The organism is Paenibacillus sp. IHBB 3054, assembly GCF_051594305.1.
Taxonomy (GTDB): Bacteria; Bacillota; Bacilli; order Paenibacillales; family Paenibacillaceae; genus Paenibacillus_AQ.
On record NZ_JBOFBG010000006.1, the window covers coordinates 129927 to 152290 of the forward strand.

General features: G+C 51.9%; 19 protein-coding genes and 1 riboswitch. Of the genes, 9 read left to right on the top strand and 10 right to left on the bottom strand.

What is annotated here, in order from left to right:
• Positions 1 to 45: 45 nt before the first annotated feature.
• Both nfsA and ACQ76X_RS09790 read right to left on the bottom strand, forming a co-directional pair.
• A complete protein-coding gene (gene nfsA, locus ACQ76X_RS09785; protein WP_438493350.1) occupies positions 46 to 795 on the bottom strand; it encodes an oxygen-insensitive NADPH nitroreductase in 750 nt (249 codons plus the stop codon).
• A gap of 108 nt (positions 796 to 903) precedes the next feature.
• Positions 904 to 2247, bottom strand: coding sequence for a PLP-dependent aminotransferase family protein (locus ACQ76X_RS09790; RefSeq protein ID WP_438493351.1), 1344 nt, complete (start codon positions 2245 to 2247; stop codon positions 904 to 906).
• A gap of 205 nt (positions 2248 to 2452) precedes the next feature.
• On the opposite strand from ACQ76X_RS09790, the gene ACQ76X_RS09795 reads away from it, so the two are divergent.
• Positions 2453 to 3373, top strand: coding sequence for a DMT family transporter (locus tag ACQ76X_RS09795; protein WP_438493353.1), 921 nt, complete (start codon positions 2453 to 2455; stop codon positions 3371 to 3373).
• A 69-nt stretch (positions 3374 to 3442) separates the two neighbouring features.
• Here the strand turns inward: ACQ76X_RS09795 and ACQ76X_RS09800 are convergent, their stop codons facing one another.
• The 3 genes from ACQ76X_RS09800 to ACQ76X_RS09810 form a co-directional block, all read right to left on the bottom strand.
• On the bottom strand, positions 3443 to 5896 hold the full coding sequence (locus ACQ76X_RS09800) for a heavy metal translocating P-type ATPase (protein WP_438493355.1): 2454 nt from the start codon (positions 5894 to 5896) through the stop codon (positions 3443 to 3445).
• Positions 5897 to 6011: 115 nt separating this feature from the next.
• Positions 6012 to 6212 carry a copper ion binding protein gene (locus ACQ76X_RS09805; RefSeq protein WP_038585127.1) on the bottom strand — a complete coding sequence of 67 codons (201 nt, stop codon included), beginning with the start codon at positions 6210 to 6212 and terminating at the stop codon, positions 6012 to 6014.
• A gap of 124 nt (positions 6213 to 6336) precedes the next feature.
• Positions 6337 to 6678 (bottom strand): metal-sensitive transcriptional regulator, encoded by a 342-nt coding sequence (locus ACQ76X_RS09810; RefSeq protein ID WP_438493358.1) that lies wholly within the window; start codon positions 6676 to 6678, stop codon positions 6337 to 6339.
• A gap of 172 nt (positions 6679 to 6850) precedes the next feature.
• Between ACQ76X_RS09810 and ACQ76X_RS09815 the strand changes: the two genes are divergently transcribed.
• From ACQ76X_RS09815 to ACQ76X_RS09835, 5 genes are all read left to right on the top strand, one after another.
• Complete coding sequence (locus tag ACQ76X_RS09815; protein ID WP_038585121.1) at positions 6851 to 7438, top strand: DUF5317 domain-containing protein; 588 nt, start codon at positions 6851 to 6853, stop codon at positions 7436 to 7438.
• Positions 7439 to 7694: 256 nt separating this feature from the next.
• Entirely contained in the window at positions 7695 to 9533 is a 1839-nt protein-coding gene (locus ACQ76X_RS09820; protein ID WP_438493360.1) for a bifunctional diguanylate cyclase/phosphohydrolase, read from the top strand.
• A 180-nt stretch (positions 9534 to 9713) separates the two neighbouring features.
• Positions 9714 to 11234, top strand: a complete 1521-nt coding sequence (locus tag ACQ76X_RS09825; protein ID WP_438493361.1) for an MDR family MFS transporter — start codon at positions 9714 to 9716, stop codon at positions 11232 to 11234.
• A gap of 6 nt (positions 11235 to 11240) precedes the next feature.
• A complete protein-coding gene (locus ACQ76X_RS09830; RefSeq protein WP_438493363.1) occupies positions 11241 to 11804 on the top strand; it encodes a PadR family transcriptional regulator in 564 nt (187 codons plus the stop codon).
• Between the two features lie 195 nt (positions 11805 to 11999).
• Complete coding sequence (locus ACQ76X_RS09835; protein WP_438493365.1) at positions 12000 to 12974, top strand: aldo/keto reductase; 975 nt, start codon at positions 12000 to 12002, stop codon at positions 12972 to 12974.
• Between the two features lie 90 nt (positions 12975 to 13064).
• On the opposite strand, the gene ACQ76X_RS09840 is transcribed toward ACQ76X_RS09835, so the two are convergent.
• The 4 genes from ACQ76X_RS09840 to ACQ76X_RS09855 form a co-directional block, all read right to left on the bottom strand.
• Positions 13065 to 13886, bottom strand: a complete 822-nt coding sequence (locus ACQ76X_RS09840) for a TasA family protein (RefSeq protein WP_438493367.1) — start codon at positions 13884 to 13886, stop codon at positions 13065 to 13067.
• 82 nt (positions 13887 to 13968) lie between these two features.
• On the bottom strand, positions 13969 to 14472 hold the full coding sequence (locus ACQ76X_RS09845) for a TasA family protein (protein WP_052091759.1): 504 nt from the start codon (positions 14470 to 14472) through the stop codon (positions 13969 to 13971).
• A gap of 86 nt (positions 14473 to 14558) precedes the next feature.
• Positions 14559 to 15152 carry a signal peptidase I SipW gene (gene sipW / locus ACQ76X_RS09850; protein WP_438493369.1) on the bottom strand — a complete coding sequence of 198 codons (594 nt, stop codon included), beginning with the start codon at positions 15150 to 15152 and terminating at the stop codon, positions 14559 to 14561.
• Between the two features lie 18 nt (positions 15153 to 15170).
• Positions 15171 to 16265, bottom strand: coding sequence for a hypothetical protein (locus ACQ76X_RS09855; RefSeq protein ID WP_438493371.1), 1095 nt, complete (start codon positions 16263 to 16265; stop codon positions 15171 to 15173).
• Positions 16266 to 16686: 421 nt separating this feature from the next.
• Between ACQ76X_RS09855 and ACQ76X_RS09860 the strand changes: the two genes are divergently transcribed.
• The gene (locus ACQ76X_RS09860; RefSeq protein ID WP_038585105.1) at positions 16687 to 17019 is read left to right on the top strand and encodes a helix-turn-helix domain-containing protein; all 333 of its coding nucleotides are present in this window, start codon (positions 16687 to 16689) and stop codon (positions 17017 to 17019) included.
• Between the two features lie 100 nt (positions 17020 to 17119).
• On the opposite strand, the gene ACQ76X_RS09865 is transcribed toward ACQ76X_RS09860, so the two are convergent.
• A complete protein-coding gene (locus tag ACQ76X_RS09865; RefSeq protein WP_438493373.1) occupies positions 17120 to 17272 on the bottom strand; it encodes an anti-repressor SinI family protein in 153 nt (50 codons plus the stop codon).
• 27 nt (positions 17273 to 17299) lie between these two features.
• Positions 17300 to 17384, bottom strand: a riboswitch (cyclic di-GMP riboswitch).
• Between the two features lie 484 nt (positions 17385 to 17868).
• Here ACQ76X_RS09865 and ACQ76X_RS09870 point away from each other — a divergent pair.
• Together ACQ76X_RS09870 and odhB are read left to right on the top strand one after the other, a co-directional pair.
• Positions 17869 to 20736 carry a 2-oxoglutarate dehydrogenase E1 component gene (locus ACQ76X_RS09870; RefSeq protein ID WP_438493375.1) on the top strand — a complete coding sequence of 956 codons (2868 nt, stop codon included), beginning with the start codon at positions 17869 to 17871 and terminating at the stop codon, positions 20734 to 20736.
• Positions 20737 to 20790: 54 nt separating this feature from the next.
• Positions 20791 to 22104: a 2-oxoglutarate dehydrogenase complex dihydrolipoyllysine-residue succinyltransferase gene (odhB, locus tag ACQ76X_RS09875; RefSeq protein ID WP_438493377.1), complete on the top strand. Its 1314-nt coding sequence runs from the start codon at positions 20791 to 20793 to the stop codon at positions 22102 to 22104.
• The last annotated feature ends 260 nt before the right edge of the window (positions 22105 to 22364 follow it).

A 22364-nucleotide genomic window follows, 5' to 3' on the forward strand; every position in this document is an offset into this window, starting at 1 on the left:
TTGGCATGAGGCTCTTTGCATCGCTTCAAGAAGCTTATAACCATGCTATTTTTGCATAAATCCCTTTTCCTGCAGAAATTCCTTCATATGCATGCGGGCCGGCTCCGCGAACCGTTTAGCCATCATAGCCGACCAGGGTGCATCACTCTGTCCGCCCGTCCGCTCGCGCATATAGGCACTCGACACTTCGTCATAAGCTGCAACCTGCGCGGCAGTTTTGGCCTTGTCATAGCCGTTCCGGTGCAGTACAGCTTCCAGCGGAAGACGCGGACGAAGTCCTGAGGCCCCGGCAGGATAGCCGAGACACATGCCGAATACCGGATAAACCCGTTCAGGCAGATTCAGCAGCTCCGACAATTCGGCGATATTGTTGCGGACTCCGCCGATGTAGACGATGCCCATGCCTAGCGATTCTGCGGCAATGGCAGCGTTCTGCGCCGCAAGCGCTGCGTCAACGGTGGCAACAATGAAATTTTCAGTGGAATCGAAGGATTCGGCTGATTGCAAATAGGGTGCCGTTGTTTCATGCAGCCGGTACAGATCGGCACACCAGACCAGAAAGACCGGACACTGCTCGATATAAGCCTGATTGCCCGAGAGGGCGGCAAGCTGTGCTTTAAGCCCGGGCTCAGTGACTGCAATGACACTATAAGCCTGGACATTGCTGGAGGTCGAAGCCATCTGGCCTGCGCCGATGATGGCAGCAAGCTGTTCTTTACTTACCGGCTTGTCCAGGTACTGGCGGACGGAGACATGCTGATTTAATAATTCAAGGGTTTCGTTATTCGGTTTCATGATCTGTTCGCCTCTCTTTTCTCCTTATTAGCACTTCGTTCTTTTCTGGACTTCAAGTATATTATGAACACAAATCAGTGCATAAACAAATGAATACAGGCCTCACTTTTACCATCCGCCCCCGCGCTTCACTTCCTGGACAATAGCCTTGACGCCTTCGTCGATCTGGTCCAGCCGGGCACGCGAAATGCTGATCCGCATAAACTTCTCCCGGTTCCCGTAACCGGTCATATAGAATCCCTTGCCTGATACGACGCTGATCTTTCTCTGCGCGAGCCGCTTGACCACACGATCCAAATTCACTGTCTCCGGCAGCTTATACTGCATGTAGATCCCGGAGCTGTCCGAAGACACTTCAATCAGTCCTTCCGTATTGTGCCGCTGGAGCGCCTCGTACATTGCGCTGATTCTTTCGGCATACAGAGCTTTTATTTTGTGCTTGTGATGCTCATACATGCCATTCCTGATATACACCTCAAGGGCCGCTTGGGACAATAACGAATTGTCCGTGTATCCTTTATACGCGCAGAATGTCTTAAACAGGGTTTCCGGCACAACAGCCGCACCCAGCCGGAGACCCGGAAAAATGATTTTGGAATAGCTTTTCAAATAAATAACATGTGAAGTCTGGTCATACGCATAAATAGGGTCAAAGCGCCGCTCTGCACCCAGATCTGCCATATAATCATCCTCAACGATGTACACATCGTATTTGCCGGCCAACCGGGCAATGGCTTTCCGTTCCTCCGTACTGAAAGAGGTTCCGAGCGGATTATGATATCTGGGCATGGTATAAAAGAATTTGATTCCCCCGCCGCTGAACCTCTCCTCCAGCTCCCGCAGATCAATGCCGGCTGCCGAACGGGCAATCCCGCTCACCGGCATCCCCTCCGCCTCCAAATAACGCAGGTACAGATCATATCCGGGCTGTTCAACAAGGATTTCTGTCCCGCCATTCGGAAATGGCATCTTGGCCAGCACCTCCAGCGCCTGCTGGGTTCCCGAAGTGATGATGATCTGTCCTACCTTGGCAAAGACCTGATATTCGGCCAAATGGGGCACAAGAGTCTGGCGCAGCGTACCCAGTCCCAGCGCATCTCCATAGGTGAACAAGTGGTATTTGTGCCTGTCAATCGCTTTGTTGAGACAATGCTGGAAATCCAAATACGGGAACACATTCAGATCGGGCGAGGCCGAGGCAAAATCAATCGTCTCACTGCCCCTGGCAGGTCCCGCGTCTTCAGACCTTTCAACCATGTAGTATCCGCTCTGCGGAATAGAATAAATCGCATGTTGCCTTTCCAGCTCCCCGTATGCCCGCAGAATAGTACTGATGCTGCAGCCGTAGAAATCTGCGCTGCTACGCACAGAAGGCAGTTTTTGCCCCGGGTTGTATTGCCCCTCTCTGATCCGGTTTTCCATGTCGGACAAGACCGAAAGATACTTTTTCATGATGCGCCTCCTGAATGGCCTTCTACACTAACTGTAAGTTAATGTTACCACTATTCGTCTTTATTCATTATATAGCAATCAACGAACTGTATCGGTACAGTCATGGAAAAACAGTATTGTTCGCGCAGGCATTTCCCTTTAATTTTAAAGTAACAGATAAGACGTTTAGACGATCCTGTCCTGTTAACGAAAAGGAGATGCTACTATGCCGCAAAAGGGACTTAAGCTGGCTTATATATTTGCCGTGCTTAACGCTGTTATTATCGGATTCTCATTCTTATTCACCAAAGTAGCGCTCGGTCATGCCGGACCGCTCGATACATTGACCTACCGCTTCGCGGCTTCGTTTATAGTGATGTCGATTCCGGTCGCCTTCGGCTGGGTCAAAATATCCTACAGCGGCAAGCCGATTGGTAAAGCGCTGCTGCTGGCAGCCATGTACCCGCTCGGATTCTTCACCCTTCAGGTATTCGGACTCCAGCATGCCACCTCTGCCGAGGGAGGAATTCTCTATTCTTTCACCCCGGTTGTGACGATGATCATCGCCTCTATATTCTTGAAAGAGCGCACGACACTTCTGCAGAAGCTGTGTATCTTCCTGTCTGTATTCGGCGTTGTGTTCATCTTTGTCATGAAAGGGAGCAGTATTAATCTGTCCAACATGACCGGGATTGTGTTGTTATTCCTGACCTGTCTGGCCTTTGCCGGATACAGCGTACTGGCCCGGTCACTCTCCAAGCATTTCAGCCCCGCTGAGCTCAGCTATTTAATGATGGGGATTGGCTTCGCCACATTCCTGATCATTTCGCTTACCGGACATGTGTCCAGCGGCACGCTTGGCGATTTCTTCAAACCGCTCAGCAGTAGCACCTTTATCTTGTCTACCCTTTATTTGGGTATTATAGCGTCGCTCGTCACCACCCTAACATCAACTTATATTTTGTCCAAAATCGAAGCTTCCCTTATGAGTGTGTTCACCAATCTCTCGACCATCGTCTCCATTGCGGCCGGGGCGGTCTTTCTCGGGGAAAACATCACTGTGTATCACTGGATCGGATCGTTCCTTATTATTGCAGGAGTTATTGGCACCAACCGTCTAGGACGTAAGAAAGCCGCCGGGGCTTAACGCCCGGCGGCTTTTTTGTCCGTTCAGCTCCAAGAATGGAGCATTCCCCAGTGGAGAAAATCATGAGATTTACAGCTTGACCCGCTGCAGCCGCAGCGCATTCAGCACGACCGATACAGAGCTGAAGGCCATTGCCGCACCGGCAAGCCATGGCGCCAGAAAGCCCAGCGCAGCAATCGGTATCCCAATGGTATTGTAAGCAAGCGCCCAGAACAAATTCTGCTTAATATTGGTCATGGTTTTGCGGCTCATCAGGATCGCATCCGGAATGCTCATCAGATCGCCCCGCATGAGGGTAATATCCGCTGCTTCCATCGCTACGTCGGTACCGGTACCAATAGCCATACCGGTATCGGCAGTGGCCAGGGCAGGGGCATCATTAATGCCGTCCCCGACCATCGCCACCTTGGTTCCCCCGCTCTGCAGCCTGCGGATCTCGGCAGCCTTCCCTTCCGGCAGCACCTCGGCCAGCACCGTACGGATGCCGGCCTGCCCGGCAATGGCTTCGGCTGTCAGCTTGTTGTCTCCCGTAATCATGACCACTTCAATGCCCATATCATGCAGCTTGGCTACGGCAGCCCGCGAAGTATCCTTGATGGTATCGGCAACCGCGACAATCCCGGCAATGGCCCCATCCACGGATACTAGCATCGCCGTCTTGCCCTCCTGCTCCAGCTTCTGCATCAGCCCGGTCCATGGCCCGGTGTCTGCACCGCTTTCTTCCATCATCCGCCGTGTTCCCACACGGATGCTCTGGCCGTCAACCACCGCAGAAATGCCGCGTCCCGGCACCGCCTCAAACTGCTCGGCACCCGGCAGGTCCAGGCTTCTTTCCGCAGCACCGGCCACGATGGCATCCGCCAGCGGATGCTCCGACAGCTTCTCGGCAGCCGCCGTAACGGACAGCAGCCGGTTCTCGGCCAGTACTCTGTCATGTGCGGCGATTCCCGTTGTCGTTATAATATCCGTCAGCACCGGCTTGCCGCTGGTTACAGTTCCCGTCTTATCCAGTACAACGGTCTTGATCCCCTGTGCGGCTTCAAGATGTTCGCCGCCCTTGAACAGAATCCCGAATTCAGCCGCGCGTCCCGATCCGGCCATAATGGAGGTTGGTGTAGCCAGACCCAGTGCACAGGGACAGGCGATAACCAGTACAGCAATGGCTTTCTCCAGTGCATCGGCGAACTGGCCCGGCGCTCCCCAGATATACCAGACTCCAAAGGTTACAGCTGCAATTACGACCACAATCGGCACAAAGATGCCGGAAATCACATCGGCAATCCGCTGAATCGGAGCTTTGGAGCCTTGCGCTTCCTCCACTACTCTGATGATTTGCGCCAAGGCGGTGTCACGGCCAACTTTGAGTGCCTTAATCTTCAGCATTCCGTTCTTGTTCAGTGTTGCTCCAATGACAGTATCTCCCGGCTTCTTCTCCACCGGAATGCTCTCGCCCGTCAGCATGGACTCATCCACAGATGACAGCCCTTCGACCACCTCGCCGTCTACCGGCACCTTGGTTCCCGGCTTAACCAGCACAATATCTCCCGGAATGACCTCTTCCACAGAAATGCTGAGCTCAACACCATCACGGATGACCAGCGCCGTCTTAGCCTGCAGGCCCATAAGGCTTTTAATGGCGTCGGAGGAACGGCCCTTGGCCAGTGCTTCGAACCATTTGCCGACCAGAATCAGCGTAATCAGAATCGCGCTGGTCTCGTAATACAACTCCACCGAATGGCTCATACCTGCCATCGACAAGGAATCTATCGTCAGGTACAGACTATAGAAATAAGCAGCCGAGGTGCCCAGAACAACCAGCACATCCATATTGGCACTGCCGTTCTTCAGCGCCTTATAGGCGCTGACATAGAACTGCCAGCCGATAATGAACTGCACAGGGGTCGCCAGCACAAGCTGGAACCAGGGGTTCATCAGTATATCCGGTGCCGGAATCCATGAAGTGAAGGAGAAATGCGCCGCCATCGCCCAGAGCAGGGGAAAGGACAGAACTGCGGAAATGATCCATTTATTCCGCTTGCGCACAATTTCCTGGCTGCGCTGATCGGCCGTGTCCTTGCGGTCCTGTTTCAGCGCAGCCTTATATCCGATGCTGCTTACTTTCTCCATGATCTCAGCCGTGCTGATGTTTCCCGGTGTATATTCCACATGCGCCGTCTCCAGGGCCAGATTCACATTGACCGCCGCGATTCCGGGCATGCGCCCAAGCACCTTCTCAATCCTTGCCGAGCAAGCGGCACAGGTCATTCCTGTAATATCAAAATCTGCCGACTCCTTCAGCGTATCGTATCCCAGCGAGCGGATCTTCTCTTCAATTTGCGGCAATCCCGCTACCGCTGGATCAAAGCCCACTGTCGCTTGCTCCAGCGCCAAGTTGACGTTGGCCCGCGATACCCCCTCCATCCGGGACAGCCCCTTCTCGATCCGGGCCGCGCAAGCCGAGCAAGTCATGCCGGTAATCTGCAGCGTTGTCTGCTGCAGGCCGGATTCTGTCGTCTTCTCCACGATCTCCGCGCCTCCTTATACCCCTTAGGGGTATATTAATGTGTAAAAGAAAAGGCTGAAGCCTACGGAACCTGCAAAGTTCCCCCGCCCCAAGCCTCATATTCATTCATCCGACTTAAACCACGTCGTATCCCTGGTCCTCAATTGCTGTCTTAATCGCACTAAGGCTTACCTTGTTCTCATCGTATTCAACAGCGACAGTCTTCGCAGGCAGGTCGACTTTGGCGGCAGCGCCAAGACCGCTTACGGCTTTCTCCACAGCACTGACACAGTGACCACAGGACATTCCTTCTACAGTTAACGTTACGTTTGACATATTAAAAACCTCCTAAAAGTTTTGTGAGCTTTACTTCATTGATTCTACTTCGTACAAAACTGTCTTCGAAAGCATACGCTCAGTTTTGTGAGCTTTACTTCGTTGATTCTACTTCGTACAATCCTTATTTCATAAGCTTGTTAACCGTGATCAGCAGCTCATCAATAACCTCATGCTCACCGGCTTCAATGCGCTCAATAATACAGCTCTTCATATGTCCTTCAAGCAGCAGCTTTCCGACACCGTTCAACGCAGCCTGTACTGCCGCGAGCTGGTTAAGCACATCGTCACAGTAGGTATCCCGTTCAATCATGCCCTTGATGCCGCGAATCTGCCCTTCGATCCGGTTGAGGCGGTTCGTGAGCCCATTCTTGAATTCCGGTGAATGGTGACTCTTGCGTTCTCCGGGGGTATGACAACTGCTATCACATGATTCAGGAGACAGCTTCTCTTCTTTGGGCGCCATCTACGCACCTCCTTGTATCCTGGCTGCTACTTAATCTTAATATACCCCCCATGGGTATGTCAAGAAAAATCATCTTCCTAAAAAAAGGTGTTTTGGCGAAGTATAACGAATGAAAGACTCAGGAATCCATTTATTTCATATTTCCCATTCTTGAACAGAGGCAGGTAAGCTAATGGTTTACGATGGCATCATTCTTGGTCTAATTGTAGGGTTCTTCCGGGGCGGTTTAAGACACGGCCTTGTCCAGTTCAGCAACATCCGGCTCAAGGCAGGATGGATCTTCCCGCTGCTACTGGTATTCCAATTTTTTATGTATTATATTCAGGAGCGGTCGTCCACTGTAGCCGCAGCCAGCGGTTATATCTTTACCGCTGTGTATGTGGTTGGGCTGATTTTTTTATGGTTGAACCGGCACAACAAAGGATTTTGGCTCATTATGACGGGTGTATTCCTTAACTTCCTGGTTATGCTCGTCAACGGAGGGAGAATGCCGGTATCCTTTGAAGCGGCTTCTGTACTCGATCCGGTTTATCTGGAGATGCTGCAGAGCGGCGATGTGGTGACCAAGCACTATCTGCTTGACGCCTCAACACGCCTGCCGTTTCTTGGCGATATCATCCCCTTGTCCAGCCCTTATCCGCGTACCCAGGCGATCAGCATCGGAGATGTAGTGATGAATCTCGGGATTTTCCTCTACATTCTGTCGATCATGACACCGGCTGCTGCAGACCTGAAAACATTGCCCAAAGTACAGGGATAAGCCGTTAACCAAGTGAAAGGAGGAGTTCCCATGAAAAAGAAACTGGAAGGCATCAAATATTCCCGTCTTGCGATCAATGCTATTATTGTAGCTTCCGTAGTTATCGCTCTTACTTCGGGTTTCAGAATCGGCGGACACTAGTTCCTCCACAAGAAGCAGGCTGAAAACAGCCTGCTTCTTTGCAAATTACTATCCATTTATCCCTAAAACCATTATTATGTACACAGGCACATTTTGTTAGTAAAGAGGGGTAATCATGACCAAGCTTAAAACGTTTGCAGGCAATATTAATTCAGGCCATATCTATGCACTGCTCATATCTCTTCTGGGAGTAGCGCTTTTCACGTATAGCAATCATTTGGAATTTCTGCAATATCCAACCCCAAGGTGGGTATGGATTTATGCGCTTACCGGAGCCAGTTTAATACTCACCTTTTCCCTGGTGCAGCTTCCTCCGGAGGGCAATGAACTGACCATGGAATCAGCGGTGTATTTAGCCTGCATTTTTGTCTTTGGCGGCTCTACCACTTTGACTGTTCTTCTTCTCAACTGCCTGATCTTTTTCTTTTTTGACACAAGCACCAGCTGGTGGAAACACCTGACGAATTTCTCGATTTACTCCATTATGATCTGTCTTTCTTCCTACACCTTTGATTGGTTTGGGGGACATCCTGGACCGCTGATCAATGACGAACTGCCGGCTTATCTGATGACACTTGCGGTCTATTTTATAGGTAACACCCTGTTGATCGGACTATATTACTACATTATATATAAAGGCACACTTTATGAGACAATTAAGGATATTATAAAAGATTCTTTCGTCGTTTATCTGTGCACACTGGTTCTTTCTCTGGTTCTCGTTGTACTGATCGTCCATAACAGCTTTTTCGGGCTTGTCCTATTCTTGTGCCTGAGCACGCTGCTCTGCTACTCCTTCAAGAGATTGTTCTCCATGTACCGCAGCATTGAGGAACGGGCCAATACCGATCAGCGGACCGGGCTATTCAATCACAGCTACTTTGAGGAAGCTTTGGAACAGGAAATCCAGAAATCAAGGGCATCGGGCGTTCCGCTTTCGCTCGCCATGATCGACCTTGACGACTTCAAGAAATATAATGACCATTTCGGCCATCTGCAGGGGGACAAGCTGATCGCATTTGTCGGTGAGACGCTTAAGAGCGAAGCCCAGCAGCATGGGATTATTGCCTCCCGCTATGGCGGAGAGGAATTTACACTGCTCATGCCGGCCTACGATATTCTGCAAGCCCGTGTCTACATCGACCAGCTGCGCAAAAAGCTGAACAACAGCCGGTTCGACGGCGTTGAAATTTTCCCGCTTGGCTGCCTCGCCTTTTCCGCCGGCATTGCCTCCTGCACCAGCGATATCCACGATAAATCACAGCTCGTCGACCAGGCCGACCAGGCTCTCTACTATTCCAAGCGCCAGGGCAAGAATACAGTACACACGTATGGAGCTTACTCCTCGCTGGAGCAGGAGCTTGACTTCAGCCAGGATGTACGCGACATCGAGCAGCAGCTGAACCTGTTTATGTATAAGGATATGGAGACCTTCCGCCACTCCAAACGCGTATTCCGCTATGCGATGGATATCAGTGAGCTGCTCGACATCGACGCCCTTTCCAAAAGACACTTCACACTCGGTGCGCTGATCCATGATATCGGCAAGCTGGAAATTCCGTGGGGTATCCTCAACAAGAAAGACAAGCTGGAGCCTGAGGAGTGGGAAATGGTCAAATGGCATGTCACCTGGGGCAAAAAAATGGCGCTCACCAATGACAAATTCAAGGATCTCGCCCCTTACATTGAGCTGCATCATGAACGGTATGACGGCAAGGGGTATCCCTACGGGTTTAAGGGCGAAGAAATCCCCCGCTTGTGCCGGATGCTGACCATTATCGATTCCTTTGACGCCATGACTACGGAAAGGCCCTACCAGCCAACCAAGTCCGTGGAAGAGGCAATCATTGAGCTGAGAGCCTGTGCGGGAAGCCAATTCGACCCTGAACTGACTGAATTTTTCATTACCTATATTGAAGCCCGAGAGCTTCGCGCCGGAGATGCAGCTATATAGTTGCAGAGTTCTCCGGCCGAAGCTCTTTTTTTGTTCCCTCGTCTAGAAGCCCCCAATCCTGACCACAATAAAAAAATAATTCTTGCTCACCTATTCAAATTTGAATATAATGAGTTCTGTTTCCACTTGCCGTTTTTTCTTAAGGAAATCATTAACTTTACAAAAAGGAGCCTGCGAAGCATGCACACTAAAGAAAGCAATCTCAAACTCGTAGTTGTCGGTCTGCTGCTTGGTATTCTAATGTCCGCTATGGACAATACCATTGTTGCCTCAGCTATGGGTACTATTGTTTCCGATCTTGGCGGACTCGATAAAATCGTCTGGGTCACCTCGGCTTATATGGTCATGGTCATGGCCGGAACGCCGATCTTCGGCAAGCTGTCCGATATGTACGGGCGCAAACGTTTCTTCATTTTTGGCCTCGTCGTGTTTCTGGCCGGCTCGGCACTCTGCGGGATCGCAACCAGCATCACGCAGCTTAGCATCTACCGCGCTATTCAAGGCGTGGGCGGCGGCGCACTTATGCCAATCGCCTTCACTATCGTATTTGATATTTATCCGCCGCAAAAAAGAGGCAAGCTGACCGGACTTTTCGGTGCCGTCTTCGGCATATCCAGCGTAATCGGCCCTTTGCTCGGGGCCTACATTACTGAGTATGTAGGCTGGCAGTGGATCTTCTATATCAACCTGCCGATCGGCATTGTCGCTTTTATTCTGATCTCCATGTTCTATAAGGAATCCGTCTCCCATGCGAAGCAGCGGATCGACTGGGGTGGAGCTTTTACCCTTGTAGGCTCTGTCATCTGCCTGATGTTCGCCCTTGAGCTGGGCGGCAATGAATATGCCTGGGACTCCCCGGTCATCCTTGGCTTATTCGCCGGCTTCGCAGTACTGCTGATTGCGTTCCTCTTTATAGAACGGACAGCAGCCGAACCGATTATATCCTTCGCCATGTTCCGCAAGAAGTTGTTTGCAACGAGCAGCATCATCGGTTTATTCTACGGCTCGGCCTTTATCGTAGCTACCGTGTATATCCCGATTTATGTACAGGGTGTATATGGAGGTTCCGCCACCAACTCGGGACTGATTCTGATGCCGATGATGATCGGCACGGTAATCGGCAGCCAGACCGGGGGACTGCTCACCACCAAAACCAGCTTCCGCAATATTATGATGCTGTCAGCCGTTTTCTTTGTGGCAGGCGTCTTCTCCCTAAGCACCTTGTCGCCGGATACTTCCCGCCTGCTGCTTAATGTATTTATGGCGCTGACCGGCTTCGGTGTAGGCTTCTCCTTCTCCGTGCTCAGCATGTCCTCGATTCATCATTTCGAGATGCGCCAGCGCGGTTCCGCTACTTCTACCAGTACCTTCATGCGTTCTCTGGGCATGACGCTGGGCATTACCATCTTCGGAATTATCCAGCGCAACGGATTCACAAGCAGCCTTAGTGATGCCTTTGGCGGTGGTGCCGAAGCTTCCTCGTTCGGCGATCCACGCGCCGCCCTGACACCGGAAGCCAGAGCGCAAATTCCGGCTCCGGTACTGGAGAAGATTACCGGCGCATTGTCCAGCTCAATTGCCCACACCTTTATGTGGGCGCTGATTCCGGCGGTGCTGGGTCTGGCTTTTGTACTGCTGATGCCCAAAGACCGGCTCACCGATCACAGTAAGGAAACTCAGCCTTCGGGCGGAAGAGGGTAAGCGGAAATGTCCATGAAGATGGTCATTCTCGGGCTGCTGCTGGAGAAGGACAGGCATCCCTATGAGATTACACTCGTAATGAAAGAGCGCATGTATGACCGGATGATAAAGCTGCAGATGGGATCGCTATACTACGCCGTTGATAAACTGGCACAGGAGGGACATATCGAAGCTGTAGAGACCATCTCCAGCAACGACCGCCCGGATAAGACCATCTACCGGATTTCCGATAAGGGCAAAGCCCTGTTCGAACAGCTTGTCATTCAGCAGATCAAGAAGACCGATCAGGTCTTTCACCCGCTGTACATGGCCCTTGCGCTCTCGCGGCACATCGATCAGGGCAAGGTGGAGAAGCTGCTGCAGGAGCGGATACGCGAAGTTGAGCATCAGGTCAATTATGCTTATCAGGTGTACGAGGAGCATATCTCCATCGTCCCCCGGTCCGCGCTGCACTTGATGTACGGCAGATACGAGCATAACCTCACTGAGCTGAAGTGGCTTAAGCGGCTCTATGACGACGTAGCCGCCCGCAAGCTCAGTGACATTGGAACACCGCTCGATTTGCAATAAACGTTATACAATGGAGGCCCTCAGGGGCCTCTTTGCTGTTTAACACAGGTCAAAACCGTTTATTAACGAGCAACTGCAACTGAACACCAGGCGGATATATAGGGCTGCTCCAGCGACAAAAAATACCATACCGGTTTCTAAAGGTGTACAATATTCGATATAACGTTAATCCTATTTCACGGAGGGATATTATTTTTGAAAACGCTACCACTGCATACGCGCGGGATTCCAGCCAGCCGCATTGCTCTGGGCTGCATGGGACTGGGCGGAGGCTGGGACCATGAGCCAATCACTACCGAACATGTAAAGCAGGGACATGAGGCTGTCGAGGCCGCACTGTCCATTGGAATCAACTTTTTTGATCATGCAGATATCTATACCCGCGGAAAAGCGGAGAAGGTATTCGGACAGCTCTTCAAAGACCGCCCCGGACTGCGGGACGAGATCATTATCCAGTCCAAATGCGGCATCAAGCTGATAGAGCCAGGCGATACCTCTAATAGCTTCGACCTCTCCGGGGAGCATATTCTGAAGAGTGTCGACGGAACCCTCTCCCGGCTGGGCACGGAGTATATTGATATTCTGCTGCTGCACCGTCCCGATCCGCTTATGGACCCCGAAGAAGTAGCTGAAGCGCTGCATAAACTCAAAGCGGCGGGAAAGGTGCGTCACTTCGGCGTTTCCAACATGAGTGCCGCCCAGATCCGGCTGCTGGAGCATTATTGTGACGAACCATTCGTCGTGAACCAGCTGCACATGAGCCTGGCCAAAATAAGCTGGCTGGATGCTATGGTCAGCGTAAACCGCGAACCTTGGAAAGACATCACTTTTCCCGAAGGTACCCTGGAATACTGCCGGACGCAGAACATCCAGCTACAGGCCTGGGGTCCGCTGGCCCAAGGCCTATTCAGCGGGCGTTCACTTACAGGCCAGCCTGAGAGTGTCGTGAACACGGCGGCTATGGTCCAAACGCTCGCCGAACAGAAGAACACCACCCCTGAAGTGATTGTCCTGTCTTGGCTGATGACTCATCCTGCGGCCATCCAGCCGGTAATCGGGACGGTGAATCCGCAGCGGATCGCCGCCTGCGCGGGTGCGGACAAGCTGGAGCTTACGCGCAAGGAATGGTACGACCTGTATGTCAGCTCGCGCGGCGAGAAGCTGCCATAAGCCTCATATCCTCATTCGCAGACCAAAAGGAGCGTCATCTCCGGTTCATGAAGCCGGAGATGACGCTCCTTTTATGTTCTATTCCTGATTCTAATTATTCTTCACCTGCTCAAAGTTGTTCTTGAAGGTGAAGTTAACCGATTTGCCTTGCAGACTGTCATTATCAAAGCCGAGACCCGTATCATCAACAAAAGTCACGTTATAGGCTAGATGCATCGTCTTCTTGGCAGGAAGAATCAGGTTCGGGAGGTTGGCATCCCGGCCTGCCCCGCTGTTGTACAAATCCTTAAGTGAACCTACATAAGCATCGGAAACGCTGACCAGTACAGTCTGGCCGTTATTGTCTACGCGGTATGTCCAGTCGAGCACGGCTTCTCTGGCAATCGCAAAGGCTTCCTGTCCGTTGCGTGCCAGTGCCTTCAGGAAGGAAGGACCGTTAATCAACGATTTGAACAGCCGGTCCGCAGCATCGTTCACCTCATTGAGTGCATCAGCATTAAGAGTAACGCCGCCTGGTGCAGCCAAAGCGGCTACAGTAACTACCGCTTGCTCACCGAATGCGAGCGCATCGGCCTGCTGTGCAGGTGTTCCTTCCGGGATGGCAATCAGATCGGTCAGTTTGGCATCCAGCGTTCCGGTATTCTTGATCAGCATGGCGCGGGTGTGGGTATCTTTCGGTGCCCACAATCCTGTTCCCATGCGTCCGGCATCGGAGTCGCCCGTATAGAACATCGGGCCTTCAACCGGCACGTCATTGCGGTGAGTACTTAAGGACAACGTACCGGAAGCAAAGGTGTTGCCGGTGTTTTGGGCGGAGCTGGTGAACAAGGCATACGTGCCTCCACCAATGGCGGCGCAGAGCAGCACCACGGAGGAAAATGCGGCAATCAGCATTTTTTTCTTTTTCATCATTGAAGTAAGCTCTCCTTATTAAAAAAGGGGGGCAGCCCCCTTTTTATTTGATTTTTAGTTATAGATCCGTTCGTTATAGTGCTTAGTTATTTTTAGTCTGCTCTGCATCTACTTTAATGGAGGCTGTACCCGACTTGCCTTGGTAGCTGTTGTCAGCTGCTTTCGGGAACTCAGCTTTGACATAAATCGTCTCCGATCCGCCCACAGCAAGCACACGGTCGGCAACGGTAAGCGGTACCGTTCCAGCCGCATCAGAATATGCGGTAATGACCAGCGGGGTTGCTCCGCCGCCGAGGTCACCGCCTACAGCCAGCGAGAGATCATAACGCAGCTCAAGTGTTCCTTTGTTGCTAACTACTACTGGCTGGATTTCAGAATCTCCCGGAGCCCAATTTGTGATGTTGAAATATTTCTGCTGAGCTTCATCCTTCTTATCCAGTTCAATCTTGAGCGTGCCAGCAGCAAACGTATTGCCTGTATTCTGTGCGGAACTCGTAAAGATAGCGAAGGATCCCCCGGCAATTAATGTTGCCCCCAGTGCTGTAGTCGCCATTGCCATTGCCATTGTTTTTTTGAGATTTGCCATTGTTATTTATCTCCTCCTGGATCTCCATGAATGGAGTATGTTATGAATTATTTATTGAATCTTCCCTAACCACGTTAGGAGAAGCATCAACCGTTCGTAACAGGCGGGGATTCTCCGGGCGCAAGCTGCACCTCTACAGGATCCTCCATGCGCATGATCGATTTGAAGATTGTAATAAGGGAAGAGATGACGAGGAAAATCCCCGGAATAACCATTACGACAATAATCCCGGCGGTCGATTTTACCCAGTTCATGAAATACCCCAGAAACGGAACGGTAAAGTCCGCATACTGTGCAACAACATTACTCGAAGGAATAGGATCTGCATCCTGCGCATCGTTATTGTCGCCTTTGGTGATATACTGGGTGTTTTCTCCCGAGCCGAGCACGCTGACAATGCGGTGGGTAATCAGGCTGTTTGATCCATCCAGAGCTTTGTAAGTGATTACATCTCCTGGTTTAAAAGATCCCTGACTCTGTTCACTCACCAGTTTGACGGCAATGACAGCCCCCGTCTGGATTCCAGGCTCCATGGAGCCGGAGAGCACCGTTAGAATTTCCTTGCCCAGAATCTTGGGCGTTCCGCCATTCATCCGGCTAGTGATTGCAGATACCAGCGTAAGTAGAAAAATGAGAATTAATGCATACATCAATAGGTTACGAGTCCATTTAAGTATCACTGGAGAGCACCGCCTTGTTTAGAATACGCCTTGCTTTTCGCCTATTTTTACCGTTATGCTGTCAGGATTCGCGTCCGGGGCAGGGGCTTCAGGCTCAGCAGTCTTATCAGGCTTTGCTTGCTCCTCAGCTTCGAGCTTCGCTTTCTCCTCAGCTTCGAGTTTCGCCTTCTCCTCAGCTTCGAGCTTCGCTTTCTCCTCAGCTTCGAGCTTCGCCTTCTCCTCGGCTTCGAGTTTCGCCTTCTCCTCGGCTTCGAGCTTCGCTTTCTCCTCAGCTTCGAGCTTCGTCTTCTTCTCAGCCTCGAGTTTCGCTTTCTCCTCGGCTTCGAGCTTCGCCTTTTTCTCAGCTTCGAGCTTCGCCTTTTCTTCCGCTTCGAGCTTCGCCTTCTTTTCAGCCTCTTTCAGTCCTTGGATCACGTCAGCGGCCTCCGTATGCATCAACGAGGTTTCGTCCGCATAACTCCTAGCCTGTTCGGCCGCGGTCGATGCCTGATGATAGGCAGCCTGCACATAAGCGTCCACTCTTCTGATGGAGCTTAGCTTTCTAACCATCTCCTGAAATTCGCCCAGTGTTAGATTGGCTTGGCTGAGCAATTGTTCGAATACCGGGATATCGTTATTTTGTGCGGCTGTTAATTGATTAAAATCGACCTCATATGGAGAAAGTCTCTGGTTCACTTCATTGACTTGCTGCTCCAGCTCTAATTGCGAGCGTGTTAGATAGCCTTGAAGCTCAGCTAAAAAAGCAGCCGCGCCGGCCGCAGCCTCACGCGTTTGTGCAGCAGCCTCTTGAATACCTCCAATACGTCCCTCTGCGGTCTCCGAGTCCGTATTCTTATCCGTTATCTCCGCTAGCACCTCTCTCGCCGCTTCACGCTGCCAGGCAGCAAGCTTCATCGCTTCGCTGGCTTGGTTGGCAATATGATCGACCGTGCTTGGAAACACAAATGCTGTGGTGATATTGGAGGATTCGGTTGCTGCGACGTTAGTCAGCAATGCATACGTGGGCGTTGTAATTTGGCCGATGCCATAAGCCGAAATCACTACGATCCCTGCAATTTGGGGAAGCGTATACCGACGGATGTTTCTATTCCGGGAAGAACGTGAAAGCCTCACAGGAGCCTCTCCTTTAGCTGCTTGCAATTTCCTGCAAACAAGGTAATCTATTAACACCCAGCCTTTATGACGAACGTTATTTGTTCGTTATTAAGAACTATGACGTAAGTATATGCCATTACTCCTACAAATCAAAAATCTCATTTTGTTGCAATATTCTTAATAAAGAACGATTTATAGTTGATATTCTGCTTTTAGCTTCATTTCCCTCAGCTTATCGTACTTTTTAACGAACGTTTTCGCATGAAAAATCTAAATGATACCGCAGAGGGAACAAAAATAATGGGGATTTGGAGTGGAAACGACATAAAAGGGGGATCATTCATACTGGAACTGATTCTATAGTGCTTTGTCCGTCTTCCGGTTATTTGTTATACTGTAACAAAAAGTACGGAGGGGCGTTTTTATCGTGCCAGATAATATGGGAAGTCGCATCCACCATCTCCGTCTGGAAAAAGGCTTGTCTCTTTCGGAGCTTGCGGATAAGGCTGATGTGGCGAAATCATACTTAAGCAATGTGGAAAGAAATATACAATCTAACCCCTCTATTCAATTTATTGAAAAAATCGCTGACGCACTTCAGGTGTCCATTCATGCGCTGCTTTACGGCGAGCCTTCCGATGTGCAGGAGTCACCTCTGGATGGAGAATGGTCCCGGCTCGTACTGGAAGCTATGGCTTCGGGTATAAGCAAGCGGGAATTCAAAGAGTTCTTGGACTATCAAAAATGGCGGCTGGAGCAGAAGGATTCCTGATTCATGCGGGTTCCTTCTACTGCCGGTCATACAGAAAGGGCACAGCGGAGAGATCCGCTGTGCCCTTTCTGTATGTACAAAAACTTTTAACAACCAACCGCTACATTGCCTGCAAAGTCTTCTCATTAAAAAATTGGCGGATTTCATCCACTTTGATGCCCGCCTGCTTAGCCGACATCAGCAAATAGACCCATTCTAAATCCAGATCAACTGTCTGCAGTTCTCCGTTGTTCCCCTGGTTGGACTTATCCAAGAAATCTCCTCCTAAGATTACGCGTCCCCAGGCAGTCCGGCCGTCGTAGTATTTCTACATTAGACCCGAGACTTTGTGCCCCTGTCTTTCGGCAGGTTTACCCTTTACTGGATCCTTTACATGAAAGGATCTGGCTAGAAATTCATGAAACCGTTATCCGCCATAACATTATACAATATCTTACACGAAAAGTGTGTCGATTTATGGGAATATTGTATAATTAGAAACGGAAAATAATTGATTATTTTGCCAACTACTTGTACGAATTACTCGAGAATCCTAAAAAATTGTAGAACAAGCCTCTTTATCTATGTATGTATATATGAAAAGTGAAAACAACATTTTTATTTCGTTCATTTCAATCACACCGCCGCATCATTTTCATATAGTTAAGAAACCAAACTTATAATAGTTCTGTATGAATTAGGCACTGAATCATACCGTTTTGCGAACGGATTCAACCAAAGTATGAATTGATTACCCGCCTTGAAAGTTGCACAATAAGATGAGGAATGAAACCGCAAACATCGAAGCTCCACAAGGGCGCCGGCGAAATTTTGGCGCGCATGGAGTTCATCCGTTAGGAGGATGTATTCATGGCAGTCAAAGATCCCTATAACGAAACTGTGTGGAGCAAGTATTACGGACCCAATCTGGGTTACATCCAAGAGAAATATGAGCAATTTGTAAAAGATCCAACTTTAGTAGAGCATAATTACCGCGATCTCTTCACCCTTTCCGGCCCCCCTCCATTGGCTCCCGATGCCGAACAGGCACCGCTGCCTGTGGTTTCAGGAGATACTGAGTGGCTTAGAAAGGCCGTAAGGGCATCCAAGCTGATCGCCAATATCCGTATACATGGCCATATGGCCGCCAATATCGACCCGCTGGACCGGGGAAACAATCCGATGGCGAAATATTTGGAGTACGAAACCTATGATCTGACCCGCGAGGATTTAATGGCTATGCCCGCCTCGCTGATCTGGGAGAATGCCCCGAGTGACGTTCATACGGCCTGGGATGCCGTTCACCGGATGCGCCAGGCCTACACGCAGACCATTGCCTATGAATTCGGGCATGTGCGTGACGAGCAGGAGCTGCGCTGGCTGAACAGCCAGGCGGAATCTACCAGCTCTCCCGCGCCTCTAAACAACACAGAGCGCAAAGAATTGCTGAAAAGGCTGATTCAGGTAGAGCAGTTCGAAACTTTCCTTCATAAAACCTTTGTCGGCCAGAAACGCTTCAGCCTGGAAGGCAATGACGCCTTGGTGCCAATGCTGGATGAAATCGTGCGTGCTGCTGCTCATGACGGTGCCGAACATATCCTGATGGGTATGGCGCATCGCGGACGGCTTAACGTCCTGGCTCATATCCTGGGCAAACCTTATGATATTATTTTCTCGGAATTCCATCATTCGCCGAACAAGGAGCTGTTCCCTTCCGAAGGCTCCATGGGCATCAACTACGGCTGGACCGGCGATGTGAAATATCATCTCGGCGCTGACCGCGCCGTCCGTGAAGGGGAAACCGTCCGTACACGGATCACACTGGCCAACAATCCGAGCCACTTGGAATTCGTCAATCCGGTGGTTGAGGGCTTCACGCGTGCGGCCCAGGAAGACCGCAGCACTCCGGGTCTGCCTAAGCTAAATACGAATAAAGCCATGGCTGTGCTGATGCATGGCGATGCTGCCTTCCCGGGTGAAGGCATCGTGGCCGAAACCCTTAATATCGGCAAGCTTAAAGGTTATCAGAACGGCGGTACGGTGCATATTATCGTCAATAACCGGATCGGATTCACGACGGAAAGTGAGGATTCCCGTTCTACCCACTATGCCAGTGACTTGGCTAAGGGCTATGAAATTCCGATTGTGCATGTCAATGCCGATGATCCGGAGGCTTGCATTGCCGCCGTCCGTCTGGCCAGCGCCTACCGCAATCTGTTCAAGAAGGATTTCGTAATCGACTTGATCGGCTACCGCCGCCATGGACATAATGAAATGGATGATCCGGAAACGACACAGCCGATTGTTTATGGTAAAGTGCGCAATCATCCTACTGTATACAAAGTGTACGCGGAACGGCTGCAGGAGGAGAGAGTTATCACGGCAGAAGACGTTACGGTAATGAACGCCGAAGCTGAAGGCGTACTGCAGCAAGCCTTTGATAAGATGAAGGAAGGCAAGCATAAAAACGCGGAGGCCAAAACCTCAGTTGCACTGGACAGCGCACGTATGCCGCAGCGTCCTACAGCGGTTCCGCTTGACAACCTGCAGGAAATTAACCGGGAGCTGCTGTCGGTGCCGGACGGCTTCCAGGTCTATCCGAAGCTGGAGCGGATTCTGCAGCGCCGCAAAGACGCTTTGAATGATGGAGAACGTGTGGACTGGGCACTCGCAGAAGCCCTCGCCTTCGCTACGATTCTGAAGGATGGCACACCGATTCGCCTCAGCGGCCAAGACTCCCAGCGTGGCACCTTCGCGCACCGCCATCTGGTGCTGCATGACAGTGACACAGGGGCACTTTTCTCTCCGCTGCATCAGCTTAAGGACTCCAGCGCCTCCTTCGGGGTGTATAACAGTCCGCTGTCGGAAGCGTCAGTGCTCGGGTACGAATACGGCTATAACGTGTTTGCCCCGGAAACCTTTGTCATCTGGGAAGCGCAGTATGGTGATTTCGCCAACGCCGGACAGGTCATTATCGACCAGTTCATTGCTGCCGGACGCGCCAAATGGACCCAACGCAGCAACCTGGCGATTCTGCTGCCGCACGGCTACGAAGGCCAGGGGCCAGAGCATTCCAGCGGAAGGCTGGAACGGTTCTTGCAGCTGTCGGCTGAAGAGAACTGGACTGTAGCCAATCTGACCTGTGCGTCGCAGTATTTCCATCTTCTCCGCCGCCAAGCTGGCCTTTGCGGCAAATCGGATGCCCGCCCGCTGGTGGTCATGGCTCCGAAAAGCCTGATCCGCAACACACGCAGCACTTCCCCGGGAGCCGAGCTGGCTTCGGGAAGCTTCCAGCCGGTCCTGCCGGACCCGCTTCTGGGCAGCAAGCCCGGCGAGGTTAAACGGCTGGTTGTCTGCAGTGGGAAGGTCGCTATCGACCTGCAGACCGAGCTGGAGTCAGCCAAGGGGCAGGATTGGTCCTGGCTGCACATTCTGCGGCTGGAGCAGCTCTATCCGTTCCCGGAACGGGAACTGGCCGCTCATCTGAGCACCTTCCGCTCCCTGCAGGAAATCATCTGGGTACAAGAAGAACCTAAGAATATGGGCGGCTGGAGTTATGCCGAACCACGGCTGCGCGCCATCGCCCCGCAGAATGTCAAAGTGCAGTATATCGGCCGTCCGGAACGTTCCAGCCCGGCCAGCGGTTACGCTGATGTGCATAGCTTTGAACAGCGGCGTATAGTTACGGAAGCCCTGAAACTAAATTCGCAAGTACAAGCGGCTGTACCGTCCTCCTGAAAGGGGACGGTGTCACGATAACGTTAACTATTATATTTGGGGAGGTAAGGGCCTGTGTCCGAAATTAAAGTACCCGATCTGGGCGAATCCATTTCCGAAGGAACGATCTACAAATGGCTGGTTAAAGAGGGCGATACTGTCGGCCAGGGGGATGTGCTTGCTGAGCTTGAAACCGACAAGGTCAATCTTGAAATCAGCGCGGAGGAGGACGGCGTCATCTCCTCCATCCTGCGCCAGGCCGGCGAGAATGTAGCCGTTGGCGAGGCTATCGGCGTGATCGGCAGCGCAGACGCTGCTGCCGGAAGTGCGCCGCAGGCCGCTGCGGGCGGCAAGCCCGAGGCGGCACTTGCTACAGGCAGCGTTGCACCTGCCGCTGCCGCACCTGTGGCAGCGTCTTCGGACGCTGCCGTTCCTGCCGCCGCACCCGAAGGTGCGACGGGCAATGCGGCCCTGGCTTCGCCGGGGGCGCGCAAGCTCGCGCGGGAGCGGGGCATCGACCTCGGCGAGGTCAGTGCCCGCGACCCTATCGGCCGGATTGGCCAGGCCGATGTGAAGGACCATGGCGCAGCCGGCCCAAGGGCCGCTGCGCCCGTGTCTCCGGCGCCGCAGGGCAAGCCGGAGCCTGCCAAAGCTGCGGCGGGCAAAGCGCCGCAGCAAGAGGACGGCAAGGCCGTGGAGCGCAAGCGCATGTCGCGCAGACGGCTGACGATCGCCAGCCGTCTGGTCGAAGCGCAGCAGACCGCGGCCATGCTGACCACCTTCAACGAGGTGGACATGACTGCCATCCTCGACATCCGCAAGCGCCGCAAGGATGCCTTCAAAGAGAAGCATGAAGTCGGACTGGGCTTCATGTCCTTCTTCACCAAGGCCGTGATCGGCGCGCTCAAAGCCTATCCGCTGCTGAATGCCGAGATCGACGGCGAGGATCTGCTGCTCAAGAAATATTATGACATCGGCATCGCCGTCGCTGCCAAGGAAGGGCTGGTTGTACCGGTCGTCCGCGATGCGGACCGGCTCAGCTTCCCTGAGATCGAACGGCGGATCGGCGAGCTCGCCTCCAAAGCACGCGCCAACACGCTCAGCCTGCAGGAGCTGCAGGGCGGCACGTTCACCATTACCAATGGCGGCGTGTTCGGCTCGCTCTTGTCCACGCCGATTCTCAATACGCCGCAGGTCGGTATCCTCGGCATGCACAAGATCCAGCTCCGTCCGATCGCCCTGGACGAAGAAAGAAGCGCCAACCGCCCGATGATGTACATCGCGCTTTCCTACGATCACCGCATCGTGGACGGTTCCGAAGCTGTAAGCTTCCTCGTTAAGGTCAAGGAATTGCTGGAGGACCCGGAAGCGTTGCTGCTGGAAGGGTAACGCGGCCTCAGGAGGCTACTCTTCATCGCCAGCCTATGGATAATCACATACCAAGAGGGATACGAAGACAGCTCCATCGTCCTCGTATCCCTCTTTTCTATAACGAAATGTTATCTACTATAAGTCGGGCCACTTTCGCGAGCTGGTGGAGCATCCGCATCTGGACACCTCCGACTGTGAGTCCAGACACTTAAAACAACGAACCCGTTCTCCACATGATCTGGAGAACAAGTTCGTTGTGATTTATTTTCCATTCATCT

Coding starts and splice junctions, on each gene's coding strand:
- nfsA (WP_438493350.1), bottom strand. CDS start 795: ATGAAACCGAATAACGAAACCCTTGAATTATTAAATCAGCATGTCTCC.
- ACQ76X_RS09790 (WP_438493351.1), bottom strand. CDS start 2,247: ATGAAAAAGTATCTTTCGGTCTTGTCCGACATGGAAAACCGGATCAGA.
- ACQ76X_RS09795 (WP_438493353.1), top strand. CDS start 2,453: ATGCCGCAAAAGGGACTTAAGCTGGCTTATATATTTGCCGTGCTTAAC.
- ACQ76X_RS09805 (WP_038585127.1), bottom strand. CDS start 6,212: ATGTCAAACGTAACGTTAACTGTAGAAGGAATGTCCTGTGGTCACTGT.
- ACQ76X_RS09810 (WP_438493358.1), bottom strand. CDS start 6,678: ATGGCGCCCAAAGAAGAGAAGCTGTCTCCTGAATCATGTGATAGCAGT.
- ACQ76X_RS09815 (WP_038585121.1), top strand. CDS start 6,851: ATGGTTTACGATGGCATCATTCTTGGTCTAATTGTAGGGTTCTTCCGG.
- ACQ76X_RS09820 (WP_438493360.1), top strand. CDS start 7,695: ATGACCAAGCTTAAAACGTTTGCAGGCAATATTAATTCAGGCCATATC.
- ACQ76X_RS09825 (WP_438493361.1), top strand. CDS start 9,714: ATGCACACTAAAGAAAGCAATCTCAAACTCGTAGTTGTCGGTCTGCTG.
- ACQ76X_RS09830 (WP_438493363.1), top strand. CDS start 11,241: ATGTCCATGAAGATGGTCATTCTCGGGCTGCTGCTGGAGAAGGACAGG.
- ACQ76X_RS09840 (WP_438493367.1), bottom strand. CDS start 13,886: ATGATGAAAAAGAAAAAAATGCTGATTGCCGCATTTTCCTCCGTGGTG.
- ACQ76X_RS09845 (WP_052091759.1), bottom strand. CDS start 14,472: ATGGCAAATCTCAAAAAAACAATGGCAATGGCAATGGCGACTACAGCA.
- ACQ76X_RS09860 (WP_038585105.1), top strand. CDS start 16,687: ATGGGAAGTCGCATCCACCATCTCCGTCTGGAAAAAGGCTTGTCTCTT.
- ACQ76X_RS09870 (WP_438493375.1), top strand. CDS start 17,869: ATGGCAGTCAAAGATCCCTATAACGAAACTGTGTGGAGCAAGTATTAC.